Origin of the sequence: Spongiactinospora rosea, from assembly GCF_003315795.1 — a bacterium.
Classification (GTDB): domain Bacteria; phylum Actinomycetota; class Actinomycetes; order Streptosporangiales; family Streptosporangiaceae; genus Spongiactinospora; species Spongiactinospora rosea.
Map to the genome: position 1 here is coordinate 336622 of NZ_QMEY01000002.1, position 16681 is coordinate 353302.

17 protein-coding genes and 3 pseudogenes are annotated in these 16681 nt (G+C 67.6%); 9 read left to right on the forward strand and 11 right to left on the reverse strand.

The window, feature by feature from the left end:
* From rfbB to DP939_RS07010, 3 genes and pseudogenes are all read left to right on the forward strand, one after another.
* Nucleotides 1-939 carry a dTDP-glucose 4,6-dehydratase gene (gene rfbB, locus DP939_RS07005; RefSeq protein WP_113979775.1) on the forward strand — a complete coding sequence of 313 codons (939 nt, stop codon included), beginning with the start codon at nucleotides 1-3 and terminating at the stop codon, nucleotides 937-939.
* 540 nt (nucleotides 940-1479) lie between these two features.
* A pseudogene (locus DP939_RS49245) lies at nucleotides 1480-1749 on the forward strand (AfsR/SARP family transcriptional regulator); the annotation flags it as partial.
* A 6-nt stretch (nucleotides 1750-1755) separates the two neighbouring features.
* Complete coding sequence (locus DP939_RS07010; protein WP_263972302.1) at nucleotides 1756-3360, forward strand: BTAD domain-containing putative transcriptional regulator; 1605 nt, start codon at nucleotides 1756-1758, stop codon at nucleotides 3358-3360.
* A gap of 199 nt (nucleotides 3361-3559) precedes the next feature.
* On the opposite strand, the gene fxlM is transcribed toward DP939_RS07010, so the two are convergent.
* From fxlM to DP939_RS45355, 4 genes and pseudogenes are all read right to left on the reverse strand, one after another.
* The gene (fxlM, locus tag DP939_RS07015; protein WP_225878085.1) at nucleotides 3560-5167 is read right to left on the reverse strand and encodes a methyltransferase, FxLD system; all 1608 of its coding nucleotides are present in this window, start codon (nucleotides 5165-5167) and stop codon (nucleotides 3560-3562) included.
* Nucleotides 5168-5222: 55 nt separating this feature from the next.
* Nucleotides 5223-5879 (reverse strand): annotated as a pseudogene (locus tag DP939_RS49250) (Scr1 family TA system antitoxin-like transcriptional regulator); the annotation flags it as partial.
* A 13-nt stretch (nucleotides 5880-5892) separates the two neighbouring features.
* On the reverse strand, nucleotides 5893-6405 hold the full coding sequence (locus tag DP939_RS07020) for a DUF6879 family protein (protein WP_113979777.1): 513 nt from the start codon (nucleotides 6403-6405) through the stop codon (nucleotides 5893-5895).
* Nucleotides 6386-6625: a hypothetical protein gene (locus DP939_RS45355; RefSeq protein ID WP_147267905.1), complete on the reverse strand. Its 240-nt coding sequence runs from the start codon at nucleotides 6623-6625 to the stop codon at nucleotides 6386-6388. Before DP939_RS45355 ends, DP939_RS07020 begins: the two co-directional genes overlap by 20 nt.
* Nucleotides 6626-7142: 517 nt before the next feature.
* Here DP939_RS45355 and DP939_RS07025 point away from each other — a divergent pair.
* Nucleotides 7143-7457: a hypothetical protein gene (locus tag DP939_RS07025; RefSeq protein WP_147267906.1), complete on the forward strand. Its 315-nt coding sequence runs from the start codon at nucleotides 7143-7145 to the stop codon at nucleotides 7455-7457.
* A 132-nt stretch (nucleotides 7458-7589) separates the two neighbouring features.
* Here DP939_RS07025 and DP939_RS07030 read toward each other — a convergent pair whose 3' ends face one another.
* Nucleotides 7590-7811, reverse strand: a complete 222-nt coding sequence (locus DP939_RS07030; RefSeq protein WP_113979779.1) for a DUF397 domain-containing protein — start codon at nucleotides 7809-7811, stop codon at nucleotides 7590-7592.
* Nucleotides 7793-8629, reverse strand: coding sequence for a helix-turn-helix domain-containing protein (locus DP939_RS07035; RefSeq protein WP_113979780.1), 837 nt, complete (start codon nucleotides 8627-8629; stop codon nucleotides 7793-7795). Before DP939_RS07035 ends, DP939_RS07030 begins: the two co-directional genes overlap by 19 nt.
* 173 nt (nucleotides 8630-8802) lie before the next feature.
* On the opposite strand from DP939_RS07035, the gene DP939_RS07040 reads away from it, so the two are divergent.
* The 5 genes from DP939_RS07040 (at nucleotide 8803) to DP939_RS07055 (ending at nucleotide 10440) form a co-directional block, all read left to right on the forward strand.
* A complete protein-coding gene (locus DP939_RS07040) occupies nucleotides 8803-9240 on the forward strand; it encodes an ATP-binding protein (protein ID WP_113979781.1) in 438 nt (145 codons plus the stop codon).
* Nucleotides 9240-9536, forward strand: coding sequence for a hypothetical protein (locus DP939_RS07045; protein WP_113979782.1), 297 nt, complete (start codon nucleotides 9240-9242; stop codon nucleotides 9534-9536). Before DP939_RS07040 ends, DP939_RS07045 begins: the two co-directional genes overlap by 1 nt.
* Before the next feature lie 9 nt (nucleotides 9537-9545).
* On the forward strand, nucleotides 9546-9755 hold the full coding sequence (locus tag DP939_RS45360) for a hypothetical protein (RefSeq protein ID WP_147267907.1): 210 nt from the start codon (nucleotides 9546-9548) through the stop codon (nucleotides 9753-9755).
* A 154-nt stretch (nucleotides 9756-9909) separates the two neighbouring features.
* Nucleotides 9910-10140, forward strand: coding sequence for a hypothetical protein (locus DP939_RS46755; protein WP_199564998.1), 231 nt, complete (start codon nucleotides 9910-9912; stop codon nucleotides 10138-10140).
* Nucleotides 10141-10167: 27 nt separating this feature from the next.
* Nucleotides 10168-10440, forward strand: coding sequence for a MazG-like family protein (locus DP939_RS07055; RefSeq protein ID WP_113979783.1), 273 nt, complete (start codon nucleotides 10168-10170; stop codon nucleotides 10438-10440).
* A 71-nt stretch (nucleotides 10441-10511) separates the two neighbouring features.
* Here the strand turns inward: DP939_RS07055 and erm are convergent, their stop codons facing one another.
* The 5 genes and pseudogenes from erm to DP939_RS07075 all read right to left on the reverse strand — a co-directional run bounded on the left by erm (nucleotide 10512) and on the right by DP939_RS07075 (nucleotide 16558).
* The gene (gene erm, locus DP939_RS07060; RefSeq protein ID WP_404828578.1) at nucleotides 10512-11258 is read right to left on the reverse strand and encodes an ErmE/ErmH/ErmO/ErmR family 23S rRNA (adenine(2058)-N(6))-methyltransferase; all 747 of its coding nucleotides are present in this window, start codon (nucleotides 11256-11258) and stop codon (nucleotides 10512-10514) included.
* A 529-nt stretch (nucleotides 11259-11787) separates the two neighbouring features.
* Complete coding sequence (locus DP939_RS07065; RefSeq protein ID WP_225878113.1) at nucleotides 11788-13332, reverse strand: acyl-CoA carboxylase subunit beta; 1545 nt, start codon at nucleotides 13330-13332, stop codon at nucleotides 11788-11790.
* Nucleotides 13333-13425: 93 nt separating this feature from the next.
* Nucleotides 13426-13827, reverse strand: a pseudogene (locus DP939_RS47635) (cobalamin B12-binding domain-containing protein); the annotation flags it as partial.
* On the reverse strand, nucleotides 13824-15056 hold the full coding sequence (locus DP939_RS07070; protein WP_113979786.1) for a type III PLP-dependent enzyme domain-containing protein: 1233 nt from the start codon (nucleotides 15054-15056) through the stop codon (nucleotides 13824-13826). The gene DP939_RS07070 and the pseudogene DP939_RS47635, both read right to left, overlap by 4 nt.
* The gene (locus DP939_RS07075; protein ID WP_113979787.1) at nucleotides 15053-16558 is read right to left on the reverse strand and encodes an AMP-binding protein; all 1506 of its coding nucleotides are present in this window, start codon (nucleotides 16556-16558) and stop codon (nucleotides 15053-15055) included. The genes DP939_RS07070 and DP939_RS07075 overlap by 4 nt, the downstream gene beginning before the upstream one ends.
* Between the last annotated feature and the right edge of the window lie 123 nt (nucleotides 16559-16681).

A 16681-nucleotide genomic window follows, 5' to 3' on the forward strand; every position in this document is an offset into this window, starting at 1 on the left:
ATGAGGATCCTCGTCACCGGCGGCGCCGGGTTCATCGGATCGCACTTCGTCCGCACCGCCGCCGCGGAGCGGATCACGGTGCTGGACCGGCTCACCTACGCCGCCGATCCGGCGAACCTCGACGGCGTCTCCCTGGACTTCGTCAAAGGCGACATCTGCGACGCGGACCTTTTGCGACGCGTGGTGCCCGGCCACGACCTGGTGGTCAACTTCGCGGCCGAGTCGCATGTGGACCGTTCGATCGACGGGGCCGGGGAGTTCGTCCGGACCAACGTCCTCGGCGTCTCGGCGCTCATGCGGGCGTGCCTGGACGCCGGGATTCCCAAGGTGGTACAGGTCTCGACCGACGAGGTGTACGGGAGCATCGAGTCGGGCGCCTGGAGCGAGGACGCGCCGCTGCGGCCTCGCTCGCCGTACGCGGCGGCCAAGGCGGGCGGCGACCTGATCGCCCTGGCCGACGCGACCACGCACGGCCTGCCCGTGGTGATCACCAGGTGCGGCAACAACTACGGCCCTCGGCAGTTCCCCGAGAAGATCATCCCGCTGTTCGTCACGAACCTGCTGACGGGCCGCAAGGTCCCCCTTTATGGGGACGGCCAGAACGTCAGGGAGTGGATCCACGTCGACGACCACTGCCGGGCCATCATGCTGGCCGCCGAGCACGGCCGGCCGGGCGAGGTGTACCACGTCGGCGGCGGCACCCGGCTGACCAACCGGGAGCTGACCGGCAGGCTGCTGGCGGCCCTGGACGCGAGCTGGGACATGGTGGAGCGGGTGCCCGACCGTAAGGGGCACGACCGGCGCTACGCGCTCGATGGCGGCAAACTGGAGGCCCTGGGGTACCGCCCACGCGTCTCCTTCGACGACGGGCTCGCCGAGACGATCCGCTGGTACGCCGACAACCCGTCATGGTGGAAACCCAAAACGCGCTCACCCTGATCCCTGGAGCGCGGCTCCAGCGAGCCCAGGAATCGATCGGCCGGTCGGGAACCCCAACCCGACCGGCCGATCGCGGTCACGCCCCGGCCACACCCCGGCCACGCTCCGGATCGGGCATTAGCTGGCGTGAAGAACTGCTCAAGTTATCGATCCATGGGAGTTGACGAAATTAGTCATCTCCGCTTATGTTCCAGTTGTAACCATCTACGGCGACATCGCCGGCCGATCTCCGGCAGGCACCGGCGGTCGCCACAAGATGAAGACTCACCGCCTGTGCCCTAATGGCTTGAATCAGGGCATCAATGCGAAGAGACGGGGCTGCGTCGCATGTGCTACCACGCCGCCGATTATTCCATCGGCCAACGTCACCATGGCTGCGCGCGGATCTCCCCGTCTGTTGAAAAACGCATGCGATTCGGGGAGGAAAGGAGGGGGACGAGAGCACGGGGATCGACTGCAGGACTGCGAGTTCGGGGGCACTGGGACAGACAATTGAGGCTCGCGAGCCGCAGTACGTCTCTGTAGCTAACTGGGATTGTGATGGATTATCTGGTGCTGGGCCCACTGGCCGTCCACGGCCACCAGGGCGTCGACCTGACTCCTACACCACCTAAGGTCAGAGAAGTGCTGGCGCTGCTTCTCCTGCGTAACCAAACTCTTGTGTTGACGTCCGAGCTGATCGACGAACTATGGCCGGACAATCCACCGGTAAGTGCACTTTCAACTTTACAAACTTATATATATAAACTCCGCAATCTGTTATCATCCGCCAGCGACGAGCGGTCTGCGATATTACGGACCAGGCCACATGGCTACATGCTGGCCGTGCCGCCCGAGCACATCGACAGCCACCATTTCGACCGGTTGATGGGCGAGGGCCAGGCCGCCCTTTCGGCCGACGATCCCGGCACGGCGGCCGACCGGCTCGCCCAGGCGCTCTCCCTGTGGCGCGGCCCCGCGCTCGCCGACGTGACGGCGGGCAGCCTGCTGTCGGCGTACGCGACGGCGCTGGAGGAGAGCCGGCTGCGCGCTCTGGAGCTGCGGGTCGACGTGGACCTGCGCCTGGGGCGGCACCGCAAGGCGATCAGCGAGTTGAAGACCCTGGTGGGTGATTACCCACTGCACGAGGAGTTCCACGTCCAGCTGATGCTGGCGTTGCATCGCTCGGGTCGCCGGCCCGAGGCGCTGGACGTTTACCAGCGGTTGCGCGGGCTTTTGGTAGAGGAACTGGGGGTGGAGCCGTCCGGCAAGGCACAGGCCACACATCAGGCGCTGCTGTCCTCCGAGGACACCCTGGAGGTGCCCATTCCCCCGACCGCCACGATCACCGTCGCCGGTGGCGGCGGCGGCGAGCGGAGCCAGGACGAGTGGCGGCCGGTGGCCCCGGCCCAGCTTCCACCCGACATGGTGGGGTTCACCAGCAGGTCCGGCGCCCTGGACAAACTCCTGGGCGCGCTCGTCGAACCCCGCGCCGACTCGACCCCCGTGGTCGCCATCGGCGGCATGCCGGGGGTGGGCAAGACGGTGCTCGCCGTACACGCGGCGCACACCCTGCGGCAGTCCTATCCCGATGGGCAGCTCTTCGCGCAGCTCGGCGGGAGCACGTCCAAGCCGGCCGATCCCGCCGACATCCTGGGCGACTTCCTCACCGCCGCGGGAGTGCCGGAGGATCGCATCCCGGTCAGCCTGGACGGCCGCATCGGCGCGTTCCGGACCTGGACGGCGCAGCGCCAGGTCCTGATCGTCCTGGACGACGCGGCGAGCGCCGCCCAGGTCCAGCCACTGCTCCCGGGCTGCCCGCCCAGCGCCGCCATCGTCACGGGACGCGCCGGTCTCGGCGGACTCGCCAGCGCGGTACACCTCCAGCTCGACCTGCCCTCGACCGCCGACGGCGTCGAACTCCTGCAAAGCATGATCGGCAGGACGCTCACCGGCGGCGAGACCCGCGCGGCGGAACTGATCGTGCAGCTCTGCGGCAATCTCCCGCTGGCCATAAGGGCGGTGGGAGGGCGACTGTCGGCGACCAGATGGCCGCTCAAAAAGATCGCCGAGCGGCTGATCGGCGCCACCCGGCGGCTCGACGAGGTCATCTTCGCCGACATGGACGTACGCGACCGGCTGCTGGCCAGCTACCGGCGGCTCAGCGAGGAGGAACGCCACCTGCTACGCCTGCTCAGCCTGCTGCCCAGCCCGGTCTTCACCGCGCACGGCGTGGCCAAGCTGCTGCAGTCCGACTCGGAGATGGTGGACGGCCTGCTCCTGCACCTGGTGGAGAACCATTTCGTACGCGTACTCGCCCAGAACGCCGACGAGATCGTCTACACCTTCCATGAGCTGGTCAGATTCTTCGCGCAAGAACAGGTCGAACGCGAACTGAGCTACCCCGAAGAATCCGAAGAAGGAACCATGGAACTCCTCTGACCCACCCCCTACCAGCACCAACGCCAAGGCCGCCGTTGAGGAAGGTTCGCCACTCATCGGGGGTGAAGCGGAGTGCCGGGCCCCCATATTTCACAGAAATGGGGGCCTGGCGAGGTGTCGGCTGGGTGTCGGCTAGGGGGTCTGGCCGCAGACCAGCGGGATCCGGCGGGCGATCGCAGGGATCATCACGCTGCTCTTTCTACGGCCAGTCCACGACGAGACGGCTGTTGGTCTTGTCGATGACGAAGCGCGGGTCGTCGGCCTTCAGCAGGTCGCGGGCACTGCTGGTGGCCATCCGGAAGGTGGGCGGCGGGGCCTGGCCACCATGGTCGCGGTCCCATTCGCGGATCGCTTCCACGACCTGCTCGGCCAGCAGGGCGGGATGGATGCCGTGGCCGATGACACCGATCTCCCAGAACCGGCCCTGGTCGTCTTCGCCTTCGCGGACGGTCAGGTACGCCAGGTGCTCGCCGTCGAGCGCGGCCATGGAACCCCACCCGAAGTGCGGGTCGAACCCGGGCCGCCGGCCGGGCATCCGGGACAGGCCGTTGGGCAGGACGCACGCCAGCCACAGGTACAGCCACTCCCAGTTGGAGCCCTGCCGGAACTTCACGCCGGTGTAGATACTTCGGATGGGCGCGTCCAGGATGGCCGGCATCGCCGCGCGGTCGACGAGCTGCTCGCTGAAGGTTTCCAGCCGGACGTTGCCCTCGCCCGTGATCGGGATCCGGATGTAGAGGTCGTCGCCGATGCCCTTGCGCAGCGGGATGAACGTGGCCATCTCGCAGGAGACCGTCCGCCAGGTGCCGTCGCCGTTGTCCTCGAAGGCGAAGGAGCGGCTGATGCTGCCGCGGATCCGCATCGGCAGGACCATACGGCCGCCGGGGGCGAGCTGGCCGAGGACGGTGAGCGGGACGTCGCCGGCGCCCACGGTGAACTGGATCCGATCGAACGGGGCATGCTGCGGCAGTCCCGCCGCGGCGTCGGCCAGGACCACGTCCACGTTCCGGATCCCGGCTTCGATCACGTGCCGGCGGGCGGTGCCGACGAGGTCGGCGTCCACGTCCACGGTCCACACGTGGCCGCCGGGAGCGACCAGGCGGCCCAGCAGCGTGGCGTTGTAGCCGGTGGCGGCCCCGCCTTCCAGGACCTTGTGGCCGGGCCGGGCGTCAAGCTGTTCCAGCTGGATGGCGACGATGGACGGCGCGGAGATGCAGGAGATCATCTCACCGCCGGGGTCGTGCTTGATCGGCACGGCGTCGTCGGCGTACGCGCTGTAGACGTCAGCGTCCGGGATGAACCGGTGGCGCTCGACGTCGCGGAACGCCTGGGTGATCGCCGGAGTGCGCAGGTGGCCTGAGGTGGTGAACCTGGCCACCATCGCCTCGCGCAGTTGCGTGGGGTCGGCCGTTGTCGTGATGGTGCTCTCCATCCTTGTGAAAGGGGTCGCGAGTGAGGACCGGGGGGCGGACATGTCGGTGTCGCCTCCGAAGGCGGCGTACCGGCCCAGCCAGGCCGCCGCTGCCTGCTCGGCCACGGGTACGGAGGCGCGGTTGAACGCGAAGATCGCATGGTGGGCGAGGACCTGACGAAGGCCTCTGGTCAAGCGTCCACCGGCCGCGAGGCGTGCCAGGCCGCGTCCGGCGTCCTCGAACGCGGCGACTCGCTCTGACCAGCCGGGCTCGGCGGTTTCCCGCTGGGTGGCGTCCGCGCTCATGAGCCGTCGCATGGCGGCGAACGCCGTCGTGCGACGAGCCGGGGCGGGCGGGGCGGTCGCGGGGCGAAGCCGTCCGATCTTGGCCCACACGTCGCCGATCTCGAGCTTTGTCGTATATGGAGAACGTCTCGGTCGGCCGCTGTAGGCGAGGAGCTCCGAGAGGGATGACGCCTAGCGACAGGTTCGGTTGCCGCATACCGATGAGCATATGCCTGAGCTGGTCTCGCATCACTTCGTCATCGGCGGTGAAGCGGTGCCGTAGAACCTGCTCCTCAACGAGCATCGCGCAGCGACGTCCAGCGCCAGGCTCAAGGAAGCGCCGACGGGCCACCCGCGCCCACACAGCCGCCTCAATGTCGCTCGCAGCAGCGTTGTGGAAGGAGTCGAAGCGCGTGATGACCTCCCGGATATAGGCCGGCGTCTGCAACGGCCAGGGAATGACTCCAGCGCAGTAGAAACGGAAAAGAGTCGTCTCCTCGTAAAGCGGCAGCCGGAGTTCTTGCATTCGCTTCTGGCTTCGTTGGACACGGCGCCATTCGACGTAGGCGTTCTCTGCGTTGCGAGAGGCCGCAATCAGGTTCGGAATCTCCTGCGGAACCTTGCAAATGGTGCACCACAGACGAATGTCATCGTCCGTTGGAGGGGTGCGTCCGATAAGGATGCGTGAGACCCGCGATTCGTGCCAGCCGGCGAGCCTTGCGAAGGCTCGGTTGGTGAACCCGGCGTCTCGAAGGATCTCGCGGAAACGATCAGCGATCGCCTTGCGGGCCTGCCGGGCGCTGGACGAGGGTGATGTTGCCATTGCGGAACGCGGTTCAGGCTAGCCGAAACTCCGCGTGGTCGGTAGCACGCTTCCACACCGCCTGGAATGCGGTTGAGCACAGCTCGGTCTCGGCCGGGTCGTCCGATGTCTCGTATCCAGCGGGATCGCCATCGCCGCTCTGAAACACCCAGCACACCAGGCCGTCGTCGAACTGCCAGAAGTCACAGCCTGGCACTGCGATGTCCCGGGCCTGCGGCCGAGGGAGCCACCGGACATGCTCACCGGCCGTGAGATTGGTGAAGGGGGTGACAAGGTGCTCGTATCTGATGAAGTCGCTGGCGGGCTCAGAGAAGACCCGAGCCCTTCGGAACTCGACCCCTCGTTCTACATGGCCGCGAACCATCTGATTCCAGGGCCGCCAGAAGTCGAACTCGGCGATTTCCTCCAACGGAGCCCCATCTCGCCATGCTCTGAATCCTCGACTCATTCCGTACGTGTCACGCATCTCCAGGTGCGTGACTGATCGCCGAGTCTGCGCAAATAGCTCAGTCAAAACGTGGATCATTGCCACCGCATGCCTCCCACAGCGCCTTCTTCAGCTCCCTCGGCACCCGGAAGGCTCGTTCGTGAGGCTCGATGTGGCTCACCGCCTCGATCTCGGCGAGCACTCGCTGATCCTCTTCTGGCCATCCGACGATGACGAGACTGCCATCGGCGTCGTCTACATGTACCGATGGGCAGCTCTCCTGCTCGCTGCCGCCCTTCCCGTAGAACCGTAGCGTCATCTGGTGCTCCTAACGTGCAGGTGTGTACGAGCTAGTACGTTCCCTGAGCTTCTAGCATGCTCGCGAGGGGAGTCAAGGCGAGCAACGATTCGCAGCATCGTTTCGGGAGAACCGGCTCGCCAAATAGAGAGGATTGACCACGTATATGAGAATAAAGATATCGGTAGTACCGTTTATGCCAGCGTCGGCGGTATGTCCAAATCCGGGTTTACGGAAAGGGAGATGGCCCCCGACATCGAGCATATGACAGAGTCGTCGCAAACACATGTGATCAATGGCTGCTGCGAGCAGCATGGCCAGACGCTCGGCCGGGGTGTCCCAGACGATGACCCATCTCTTCAACACCGGAGCCACCGTCTTCCCATCGGGAGCGGACAGCTCAACGCGGACAATGGTTCGGACATGCTGAACAAGTTCATTGCTGCGCGCCGGGTACGTGGCGGTGACCAACAGGTCGGACGCGCAGGGACCTCAGAGGTGCAGCTGAGGCGAGTCGATCGATCGCCTCCCCGAGCAGTTGCTTACGGTAGACCGTCGCGGCTTCACCCAGCACGACGAGTGCCTGCCCTGCCTCGGCGACGAGTTGATCGTGCTCCAGGTAGCACAGGTACGTCGGGGTGTCTTGCGCCAGGGAAAGCAGTCCGACTCGGAGATGGTGGACGGTCTGCTCCTGCACCTGGTGGAGAACCATTTCGTGCGCGTACTCGCCCAGAACGCCGACGAGATCGTCTACACCTTCCATGAGCTGGTCAGATTCTTCGCGCAAGAACAGGTCGAACGCGAACTGAGCTACCCCGAAGAATCCGAAGAAGGAACCATGGAACTCCTCTGACCCACCCCCTACCAGCACCAACGCCAAGGCCGCCGTTGAGGAAGGTTCGCCACTCATCGGGGGTGAAGCGGAGTGCCGGGCCCCCATATTTCACAGAAATGGGGGCCTGGCGGGGTGTCGGCTGGGTGTCGGCTAGGGGGTCTGGCCGCTTTTGATGTTTGTGAGGAAGGTTCGCCACTCGTCAGGAGTGAAGCGGAGTGCCGGGCCGGTGGGGTTCTTGCTGTCTCGTACCGCGACGACGCCGGGGACGTTGGAGGCAACCTCGACACAGTTGCCGCCATTGTTGCCGCTGTGAGTACTCTTCCTCCACACCGCCTCGGGGAGGTTCGGGTGGATCAGGTCTCGGGCTTCCATAGCTGTACCGCTTCCTCGATCCTTTCAAGTGACTCACTTGCCGAGTAAGCCTGTGTCCGTAGTCTGTCATACCGATCTATGATCAGCGAAACAACTTCAGGCTTTGCGGATACCTCACCCTCGCCAGCGGAGTCTATGGACGCGGTGGTCGGCGCATCCTTGCCTTCGGCGATGATGAAGGAAGACGACAAGCCGTCAGTGCAAGCGGTGTCGTAGGGGACTAGTTGTAAGGTTACCCGCCGCCGCCGCGCAACCGCCGCGAGGTAGAGAAGTTGACCATACATGACCTCTCTGCCACCGATGGGCCGCTTGAGCACCCATTCGTCCATCAGTACATAGAGGTCTGGCGGGGCGTCGCGGCTCAGTATCTGCTGACGGGCCATGCGGGCGGTGACCTGCTCTTCAACCTGCGTTTCGGGCATCGAGAAGCGGCCAAGGAAGACCGCCCGCGCGTACGCCTCAGTCTGGAGCAGGCCAGGAACCAGCAGCGGATCCCAGGTCCGGAGTATCACGGCGTTGGGCTCGATCTCATCCAGCCAATGGGCGTACCACTCAGGGCTGCCAGTCTGCGGATGCGCGATGCGGCGAGCCAGGCGCACGAAGTGCACGTCTAGTTCAAACAGCCGATCGAGAGCGGCAGCAAAATCAGGCTGTGGGATTCGGACGCCTCGTTCGACACTCGAAACCAGGCTTGCTGAGCATCCGCACGCGTGCGCGACTCGGGCCTGCGATAGGCCGGCCTCACGCCGCAGCCTGCGCAGCTCAGCCGCGAACCGCATCACGGCAGGATCGAGGGATTCGGGGGGCTCCGCCGACACGCTTCGACCTCCTCAAGTGTGCGTCTAACACTTACTTAGCACAGGAGCCGTGCGACCCACACGAAAGTCTCAAGAGTTCGTCGGTAGTTGTCGGCGCATAGCTCAAGACACGAGCCTGTGACCTGGATCAAAGTGGGAACCCGAGCCGCTTCGACACAACGGCAGGTTCAACAATGACTATTTCACCACAGCTAGACATAAACGCCTACAACGATGTGATTTGGACGGTATGCACCTTCCCCGGGACTCAGGATCAGATCGCCAACGCCCGGCGCGTCGTCAGTGCCCTATGGGAGCGTCACCAGGATCTCGACGGCCTGATCTTGGATGACCTCCTATTGCTGGTCTCCGAGCTGGTAAGCAACGCCATCCGGCACACCAGAAGCGGCCAAGGCGGTCGGGTGACCCTGGTCATCGTGGCACTCGACTCCTGGACGCATGTCGAGGTGATCGACGACGGCTCACCTCACATACCCCGTGTCATGGAGAGCGATGAGTCCACAATGGGTGGCCGTGGTCTTGCCATCGTCGATCACATCGCTAGCCGGTGGGGTCATTACCAGGACCTGCCGAGTCGGCGGGCGGTCTGGTTCGAGATGGGAGCCGCGTAATGGCTCTGATGGTCCAGATCGCCAAGATCGGTACCGGGGGATGGCTCCGGATATGGGATGACTGCGACGAGACCAGCACCGGTGTCCATGTCTCGCGCACGGACTTCACCCGGTGGCTCACGGCCGTGAAGGAGGGCAAGTTCGCACCCGATCGCTACAAAGACCTGCTGAGGTTGCACATCGGCGACCTGATAGCCGGGCCCCGCTCCTACATCGTCACCACAGGCGATTCCTGGAGCCGTTTCGTACTGGAGGCCAGGCGCGGCGCGTACGACGAATTCCGGACACGGATGTGACCGGCCGCCATGGCATCACGAGACTGGGCCGTATCGGGACGCGTCGCCTTGCGGTGGATCAACGGGAAGCTGGTCGTCCTTACCCCCGAGAAGACCAAGACCCTGCACGAGGTCATTGCCGAGTACGAGGAGCGGGAAGCCAACCGACAGAAACGCGAGCTGCAAATCCTTGGCGGCCTGATCGACAAGGCTCTCAGCCACGCAAGGCGAGGGGCGTAGTCGCTGTCGGCAGGTCAGGAAGGCGCTTCTCCAGGAGGCGTACGGGCCACCCGGCCGTGCCCGGTGTGGCGGTTGTGGCTGTGTTGCCGGCCATCTGGGCACACCCCCTTGACTCTCCCCGTGGCTGCGTCGTCACATTCTTGACGATCGGCTCGTGCAGGTCGAAACGGTCTCCGCGGAGTTGAATTTGGCGCAGCCGCAAGAGATCGAAACCTATGACGCCACGTTCAAGCGGTTCGCCGCCCTCGCCTCCTACGGCTCCTCGGCGCGGTCGATCATCGCAGGCGTCATGAGCACGCTGAGCGCCGAACTTGAGGCTGCCCGACCCTCGCGCGAGGGCGTGCCAAATGACGCCTCACCAGGCGGAACAGGCCCACGGGACTAGGCGGAGTGCGACAGCTTCACGGTCACCATGTGGGATCACCTCGCCCGCCTGCACTCGGGCTTCCTGGCCGACATCATCGCCGAGGAGTTCGGCGAGGCCGTACAGGCGTACATCGGCGTCACTGGCCGAAACCCCCGCAAAGGCGTCTACGGCACTCGCGAGGACGTACAGAAGGAACTCGCCGACGTGATCGTCACTGCGGGAATCGCCATGATCGCCGTAGCCGGAGGCAATGCCGAGGACGCCCGCACACACCTCGAAGAGCGCCTCAACGTCGTCACCGAACGCGTCGGCGGGTGAGCCTCAAAACGCACGCCCACCAGGCTCGGTGCCGGGGCCCGGCGGCTCGCTGGGGCGAGCCGCCGGGGCGGTCAGCGGCACAGGCGCCGCCACAAGGTGATCCATTGGCCGGGGTGGACGTGGCCCACGACGGTGTCGCGGGCCACTCCGGCCGCTTCGAGTGCCGCGTCCACGCCGGAGTAGCGGCGTTTCAGCGACGCGCGTACCGAGCCGCCCACCCCGCCGAAGCCCAGCTCGACGAGTTCCTGATAGGAACGGCGGTCGCCCACCAGCGGCTCGGGCCTGCGCTCGATGCGCAGGATCGCCGAATCGACGGCGGGCACCGGGCGAAAGCTCTCCCGGCCCACCGTGTCGCCGAGCTTCCAGTCGAACCACGGCCACGACTCCACCGTGACCAGGCTCCACCGGCCGTAGTCGCCGGTGCGCTTGCGCGCGTACTCCAGCTGCGTCAGCAGCGTCGCCGACGTCAGCTCCGGCGCCCGCAGGCACCAGTCCACGATCTTGGAGGTCACCCCGTACGGGATGTTCCCCACGACCGCGAACGGCTCGCGCGGCGACCGCGCCGCCGTGAAGTCGCCCCTGACCACCTCGATCCGGGGATCGGTACGCGTGCGCGAGGCCAGCCGCCCGGCCAGCCTCGGGTCGATCTCATGACCGACCACCCGCGCGCCCGCCTCGGCCAGCGCGAAGGTCAGCACGCCCTCGCCCGGCCCCGGTTCCAAGACCAGCCCTTCGGGCGCGGCGGCCTTGACCATCAGCTCGACGGCATGCCGATCGACCAGGAAATTCTGTGAGAACGTACGCCGCGCCCGATCCACGGACGAGCGGCCGCCACCACGGTTCCTGGCGTTCTTCTGGGTGTGTGAATAGTTTCCGTGCGCGTAGTTCTGCGCCACAGCACTGCCCTTTCGGGTCCTTGAGCACGAATGTGTCTCAAAGGGCCCTGGGCGCGCGCGGACGCCGTCAGGTCATCGCGTCCGCTGACGAGCCAGAGCCCGGCTGTGGCGGATCCGCGTGTAGATCTGCAGGTGTGCCATGCCCACCACGCTAGCCAGCGCGCCGGCGACTACGCAACGTATTTACCGCCCGACCCTCAGCGGCCGGGAACAGGCGGGACCGGTGGGGTGTGGGGTGGCGGCCAAGGGGACGGGGGCGTCGTGACCCAGGCGGGTGGCCGTCCTCTGGCCGGTACGGCGGGCGGTCGTGCAGAGGGTGGGGTGGGCGGGATTTCCCCTGCTTGTGCGGGTGGTGGTGGGGTGGCGGCGTTGAGGGTGAGTGCGCAGATCAGGGCACAGATCTCCTCAGGCGTGGGGTCCCCGGCCACGATCCGGATCTCCGGTTCCCCACTCATGCGGGGGGGTTGCCGTGTTTGCGGTATGGGGCCGGGATGTGTTTGGCGCGGAGGAGGGAGAGGGCTCGGGTGAGGGTGGGGCGGGTGGTGGTGGGGTCGATGACGTCGTCGACGAGGCCGCGTTCGGCGGCGTAGTACGGGTGCATGAAGGTGCGTTGGTATTCCTCGACGCGGATGGCCCGCTGGCGGTCCGGGTCGGGGGCGGCGGCGATGTCCTTGCGGAAGATGACGTTGGCCGCGCCCTCCGCGCCCATCACGGCGATCTCGTTGGTGGGCCAGGCGTACGACAGGTCGGCGCCGATCGAGCGGGAGTCCATCACGATGTACGCCCCGCCGTACGCCTTGCGGACGATGACCTGGATGCGCGGGACGCTCGCCGCACAGTACGCGTACAGCAGCTTGGCCCCGTGCCGGATGATGCCGCCGTGCTCCTGGTCGGTGCCCGGCAGGAAGCCCGGGACGTCGACCAGGCTGACGAGGGGGATGTTGAACGCATCGCACATCTGGATGAAGCGGGCGCCCTTCTCCGACGCCTTGATGTCGAGCACGCCCGCCAGGTGCCGGGGCTGGTTGGCGACGATGCCGGTCACGTGGCCGTCGAAGCGGGCCAGGCCGCAGATGAGGTTGGGCGCCCAGCCCTCGTGGAACTCGAAGAACTCCCCGTCGTCCACGATCTCGGCGATGACCTCGGCCATGTCGTAGCTCTGGGCCGGGTCCGTGGGCACCAGGTCGAGCAGTACGTCGTTGCGCCGGTCCGGCGGGTCGGCGGCCGGGACGGACGGCGGTAGTTCCTGGTTGCTGGCCGGTAGCAGGGACAGCAGGTAGCGGACGTCGTTCAGGCAGGTCCGTTCGTCGTCGTAGACGAACCCGGCGACCCCGGTGCGGGTGCCGTGCACCTCCGCGCCGCCCAGCGCGTCGTGGGTGATGTCCTCGCCGGTGACGGCCCGTACGACGTCCGGGCCGGTGACGAACATCTGGGAGGTGCCGTTCACCATGAAGACGAAGTCGGTGAGCGCGGGCGAGTAGGCCGCGCCGCCCGCGCACGGGCCGAGCATGACGCTGATCTGCGGGATGACACCCGACATGCGCACATTGCGCTGGAAGATGCCGCCGTACCCGGCCAGTGCGGTGACGCCCTCCTGGATGCGCGCGCCCGCGCCGTCGTTGAGGCTGATCAGCGGGACCTTGGCGGCGGCGGCGAGGTCCATCACCTTGTGGATCTTCTCGGCGTGGGCCGCGCCGAGCGCGCCGCCGAAGATGCGGAAGTCGTGGGCGTACACCATCACCTCGCGCCCGTGGACGCGGCCCCAGCCGGCGACGACCCCGTCGGTGTGCGGGCGGCGGCGTTCCAGGCCGAAGCCGGTGGCCTGGTGCCTGCGCAGCGCCTCGACCTCCATGAACGTGCCGGGGTCGAGCAGGATGTCCAGGCGTTCCCTGACGGTCAGCTTGCCCTTGGCGTGCTGCCGTTCGGTGGCGGCGGGGTCGGGGCCGCGGTGGACGCTCTCGCGTACCAGTTCCAGTTCGGTGACCCGCTCACGCATGCCCTCGCGCGGCAGTTCGTCCACCGTGGTGGGCACGCGTTCGCCGGGCGCGACTCTCTTCATCGCATCTCCTGTCTTCAACAGCTTGTGGAAGGCCGCGGTGCCGTCCTCGAAGACCATGTCGAATCCGGCGGTCACGAGTTCTTCCACGTAGCTCGCGCCGTTGATGCCGAGCTTGCCGCCGATCACCACGGGCAGCTCCTCCAGCTCGGCGACGGTCCGGAGCTTCTTGATCAGGCGGATCCCGTCCTGGTAGCCGTGGCCGTTGACGCTGCTGGTGACCAGCAGGTCGGGGCGGCGGCGCAGGCACTGCTCGATCAGTTCCTCATCCGGTACGCACGGCCCCAGGTTGGTCACCTCGAAGCCCGCCTCCTCCAGCAGCAACTGCAGGAAGACCAGGTTCCAGGTGTGCGCGTCGGAGGCGAAGGTGGTGACGATCGCCGTACGCGTGGAACCGTCCGGCGGGCGTGCGCGGCCCGCCGGTTCGATGCTCATCCGCCCCCCTGCCGGACACGGTGGTGGCCGAGCCGGGACGCCGACACCACCGCGCCGCCGCGTACCGCCACCTCCACCGGCGCGGGCCGCCCCAGGAACATGAGCAGGCTGGAGGTGACGCCGTACGCGCCGGTGTTGGGGATCGCGATGATGTCGCCGGGCTCGACCGGCGGCATCTCGACCTCCCGGCCGATCACGTCGCCGGGCGTGCACAGCGGCCCGACGATCGTGGCGGTCCCGGCGGAGGGCCCGCCGGGGTGGGAGAGTCCCACCGACGGCGGCAGCAGGCGGCCCAGGCCGGACATGCCGCCGAAGGCGTTGATGCCCGCGTCCACGATGACGAACGTCCGGCCCCTGCTCCGCTTGACGTTGACGACCTGGCAGATCAGCTCGCCGCAGTCGGCCACCAGGTGCCGCCCCGACTCCACCGCGATCTCCGGCGAGCCGTCCCTCCAGTGCGGCATGTGGACGTCGAGCGCGCGTTCCAGCTCGTCACGCAGCTTGGGGTAGGCGGGCCGCTCCCCGGGGTTCGCGTACGGGGCGCCGAAGCCGCCGCCGATGTCCAGCAGCTCGATCGGCAGGCCGGTCTCCTCGCGCAGCCGCGCCGCGCCCGCGATGGTGTGCCGGAACTCCGCGATCAGGCTCTCCTCGTCGCGGGCGTTGCTCAGCGGGAAGAAGTGCGCCCCCGCGAGGCGGACCCCGGGGACGTCGCGCAGCTCGGGAAGCTCAGCGGCCAGGGTCTCGGCGTCGAAGCCGAACTGGGACGGGGTGCCGGTCATCCTGATGCTGGTGGTGGCCGCGGCGGAGGCGCTGTTGACGCGCAGCAGGCAGTTCGCCACCACGCCGTGCTGCGCCGCCACCGCGCCGATCCGGCGCAGGTCGCCGGCGGACTCCACGGAGAACGTGCGCACCCCCAGGCCGATGGCCTCGCGCAGTTCGGCCGTGGTCTTGCCGGGGCCGGTGTAGAGGCAGTCGCCGCCGGAGAACCCGGCGTCGAGCACCGCGGCCAGCTCGCCGGTGGAGCTGATCTCGGTACGGCACGGCGGCCCGTCGCCCTCGCGCATGGCGCGCAGCACGTCGGGGTGCGGGTTGGCCTTGACGGCGTAGTAGATCGCGACCTGGCCGGGCAGCGCGGCGCGCAGGTCGCGCCGGGCGGCGGCGATCCGGTCGAGGTCATAGACGTAGAGCGGGGTGCCGTACTCTTCGGCCAGCTCGGCGCGCTCGATCATCGGGCACCGCCGTCGATCAGCGCGGCGAGCTCGGCCCTGGCGTTCTTGCCGTGCAGCGACAGCGGCAGTTGCTCGAAGGTGTGGCAGGTGGCGGGCACCTTGGCCGGTTCCAGCCGACGGGCCAGTTCGCGCAGTACGGTGTGCGGGGCGAGGTCGGTCTCCACGCACAGCGCGAGGTCGCGGCCGCCGTTCGGTGGCAGCGCGGCGGCGGCGCGTACGCCGGGCAGGTCCATCGCGGCGGCCTCGATCTCGACCGTGCTCATCCTGATCCCCTTGCGTTTGAACATGTCGTCGCGGCGGCCCTCGAAGTAGAGGTAGCCGTCGTCGTCCAGCCAGCCGTAGTCGCCGGTGTGCAGGCGCGGTTCGCCGGTGGCCGGGTCGGCGCGGAAGGAGCGGGCGGTCATCTCCGGGTTGCGCCAGTAGCCGGGCATGACGTGCGGGCCGGTGGCGACGATCTCGCCGACCTCGCCGGTGGGCACCGGCTCGCCCGCGTCGCCGAGGATGAGCACCCGGGTGCCGGGCAGCGGGCGGCCGACCGCGCGGGGGCGTTCCCGGTCCTCCTCGGGCGGCATGATCGAGATGCGTTTGCACTCGGTCTGCCCGAACTGCCGGACCACCCGCACGCCGGGGAACGCGGCGCGCAGCGCGTCGATCGTGGACTGCGGCAGCGCGGCCCCGGTGTTGGTGAACAGCCGGACCGGCGGCGGCGGTTCCTCCTCCCGCCCCAACAGCGTGATGATCATGGCGGCCAGCGACGGCACGATCGGTACGACGGTCGCGCCGCACTCGCGCATCAGCTTGAGCAGCAGCAGGTCCGACTCGCCGTCGGCGAGCACGATCTGCGAGCGGGACGCGCAGGTCATCAGCACCTTGTAGAGGCCGTAGTCCCACGACAGCGGGAACCGGCAGAACACCACGTCGTCGGCGCGGTAGCCCAGCTCGCTCGTGATCGCCTCGGTGGCGAACAGCACCTGCGCGTGCGGGCACACCACGGCCTTCGGCGCGGCCGTGCTGCCCGAGGTGTAGATGAGCACGGCGATGGCCCCAGGGTCCAGGCCGGGCGGCGGCTCGGCGCGGGCGGCCTGGGCGGCCAGCGCCTCGACCTCGGCCCAGACCCGCCCGATCGGGTGGACGGGGACGTCGCCGAGCCTGGACAGCTCCTCTGCCCTGGCGTCGGCGGCGATGATCAGCCGGGGTTCGGCGTTCTCGATGACCGGGCCGAGGTGGAACGCCTTCATCGCCGGGTTGATCGGTACGTGGACGCCTCCGGCGCGGGAGGTCCCGTACAGCAGGGCGACGGCCTCGCGCTCACTCGGCAACTGGACGAGAACGCGGTCGCCCGGCCGTACGCCGTGGGTCTGGAGCCAGACGGCCGCGGCGTGGCTCAGCTCCCGCAACCGCGCGTAGCTCCACGCCCCTGACGCGTCGCGGACCGCGGTGCTCGCCGGTCCGGCCGCCGCGGCCTCGTCGAGCAGCGAGTGGATGAAGCGTGCCTCGGTCATCGGGTTTACTCGCATTCTGCAAATAGAGAATCCCTCACGAAAAGGCTAGGCCCATCCCTTCCGCGACGAAGCCCCTAGTGACCCCATACCCCGGGCCCGTTTTTTCTGGGGTGCGGTCTGGGG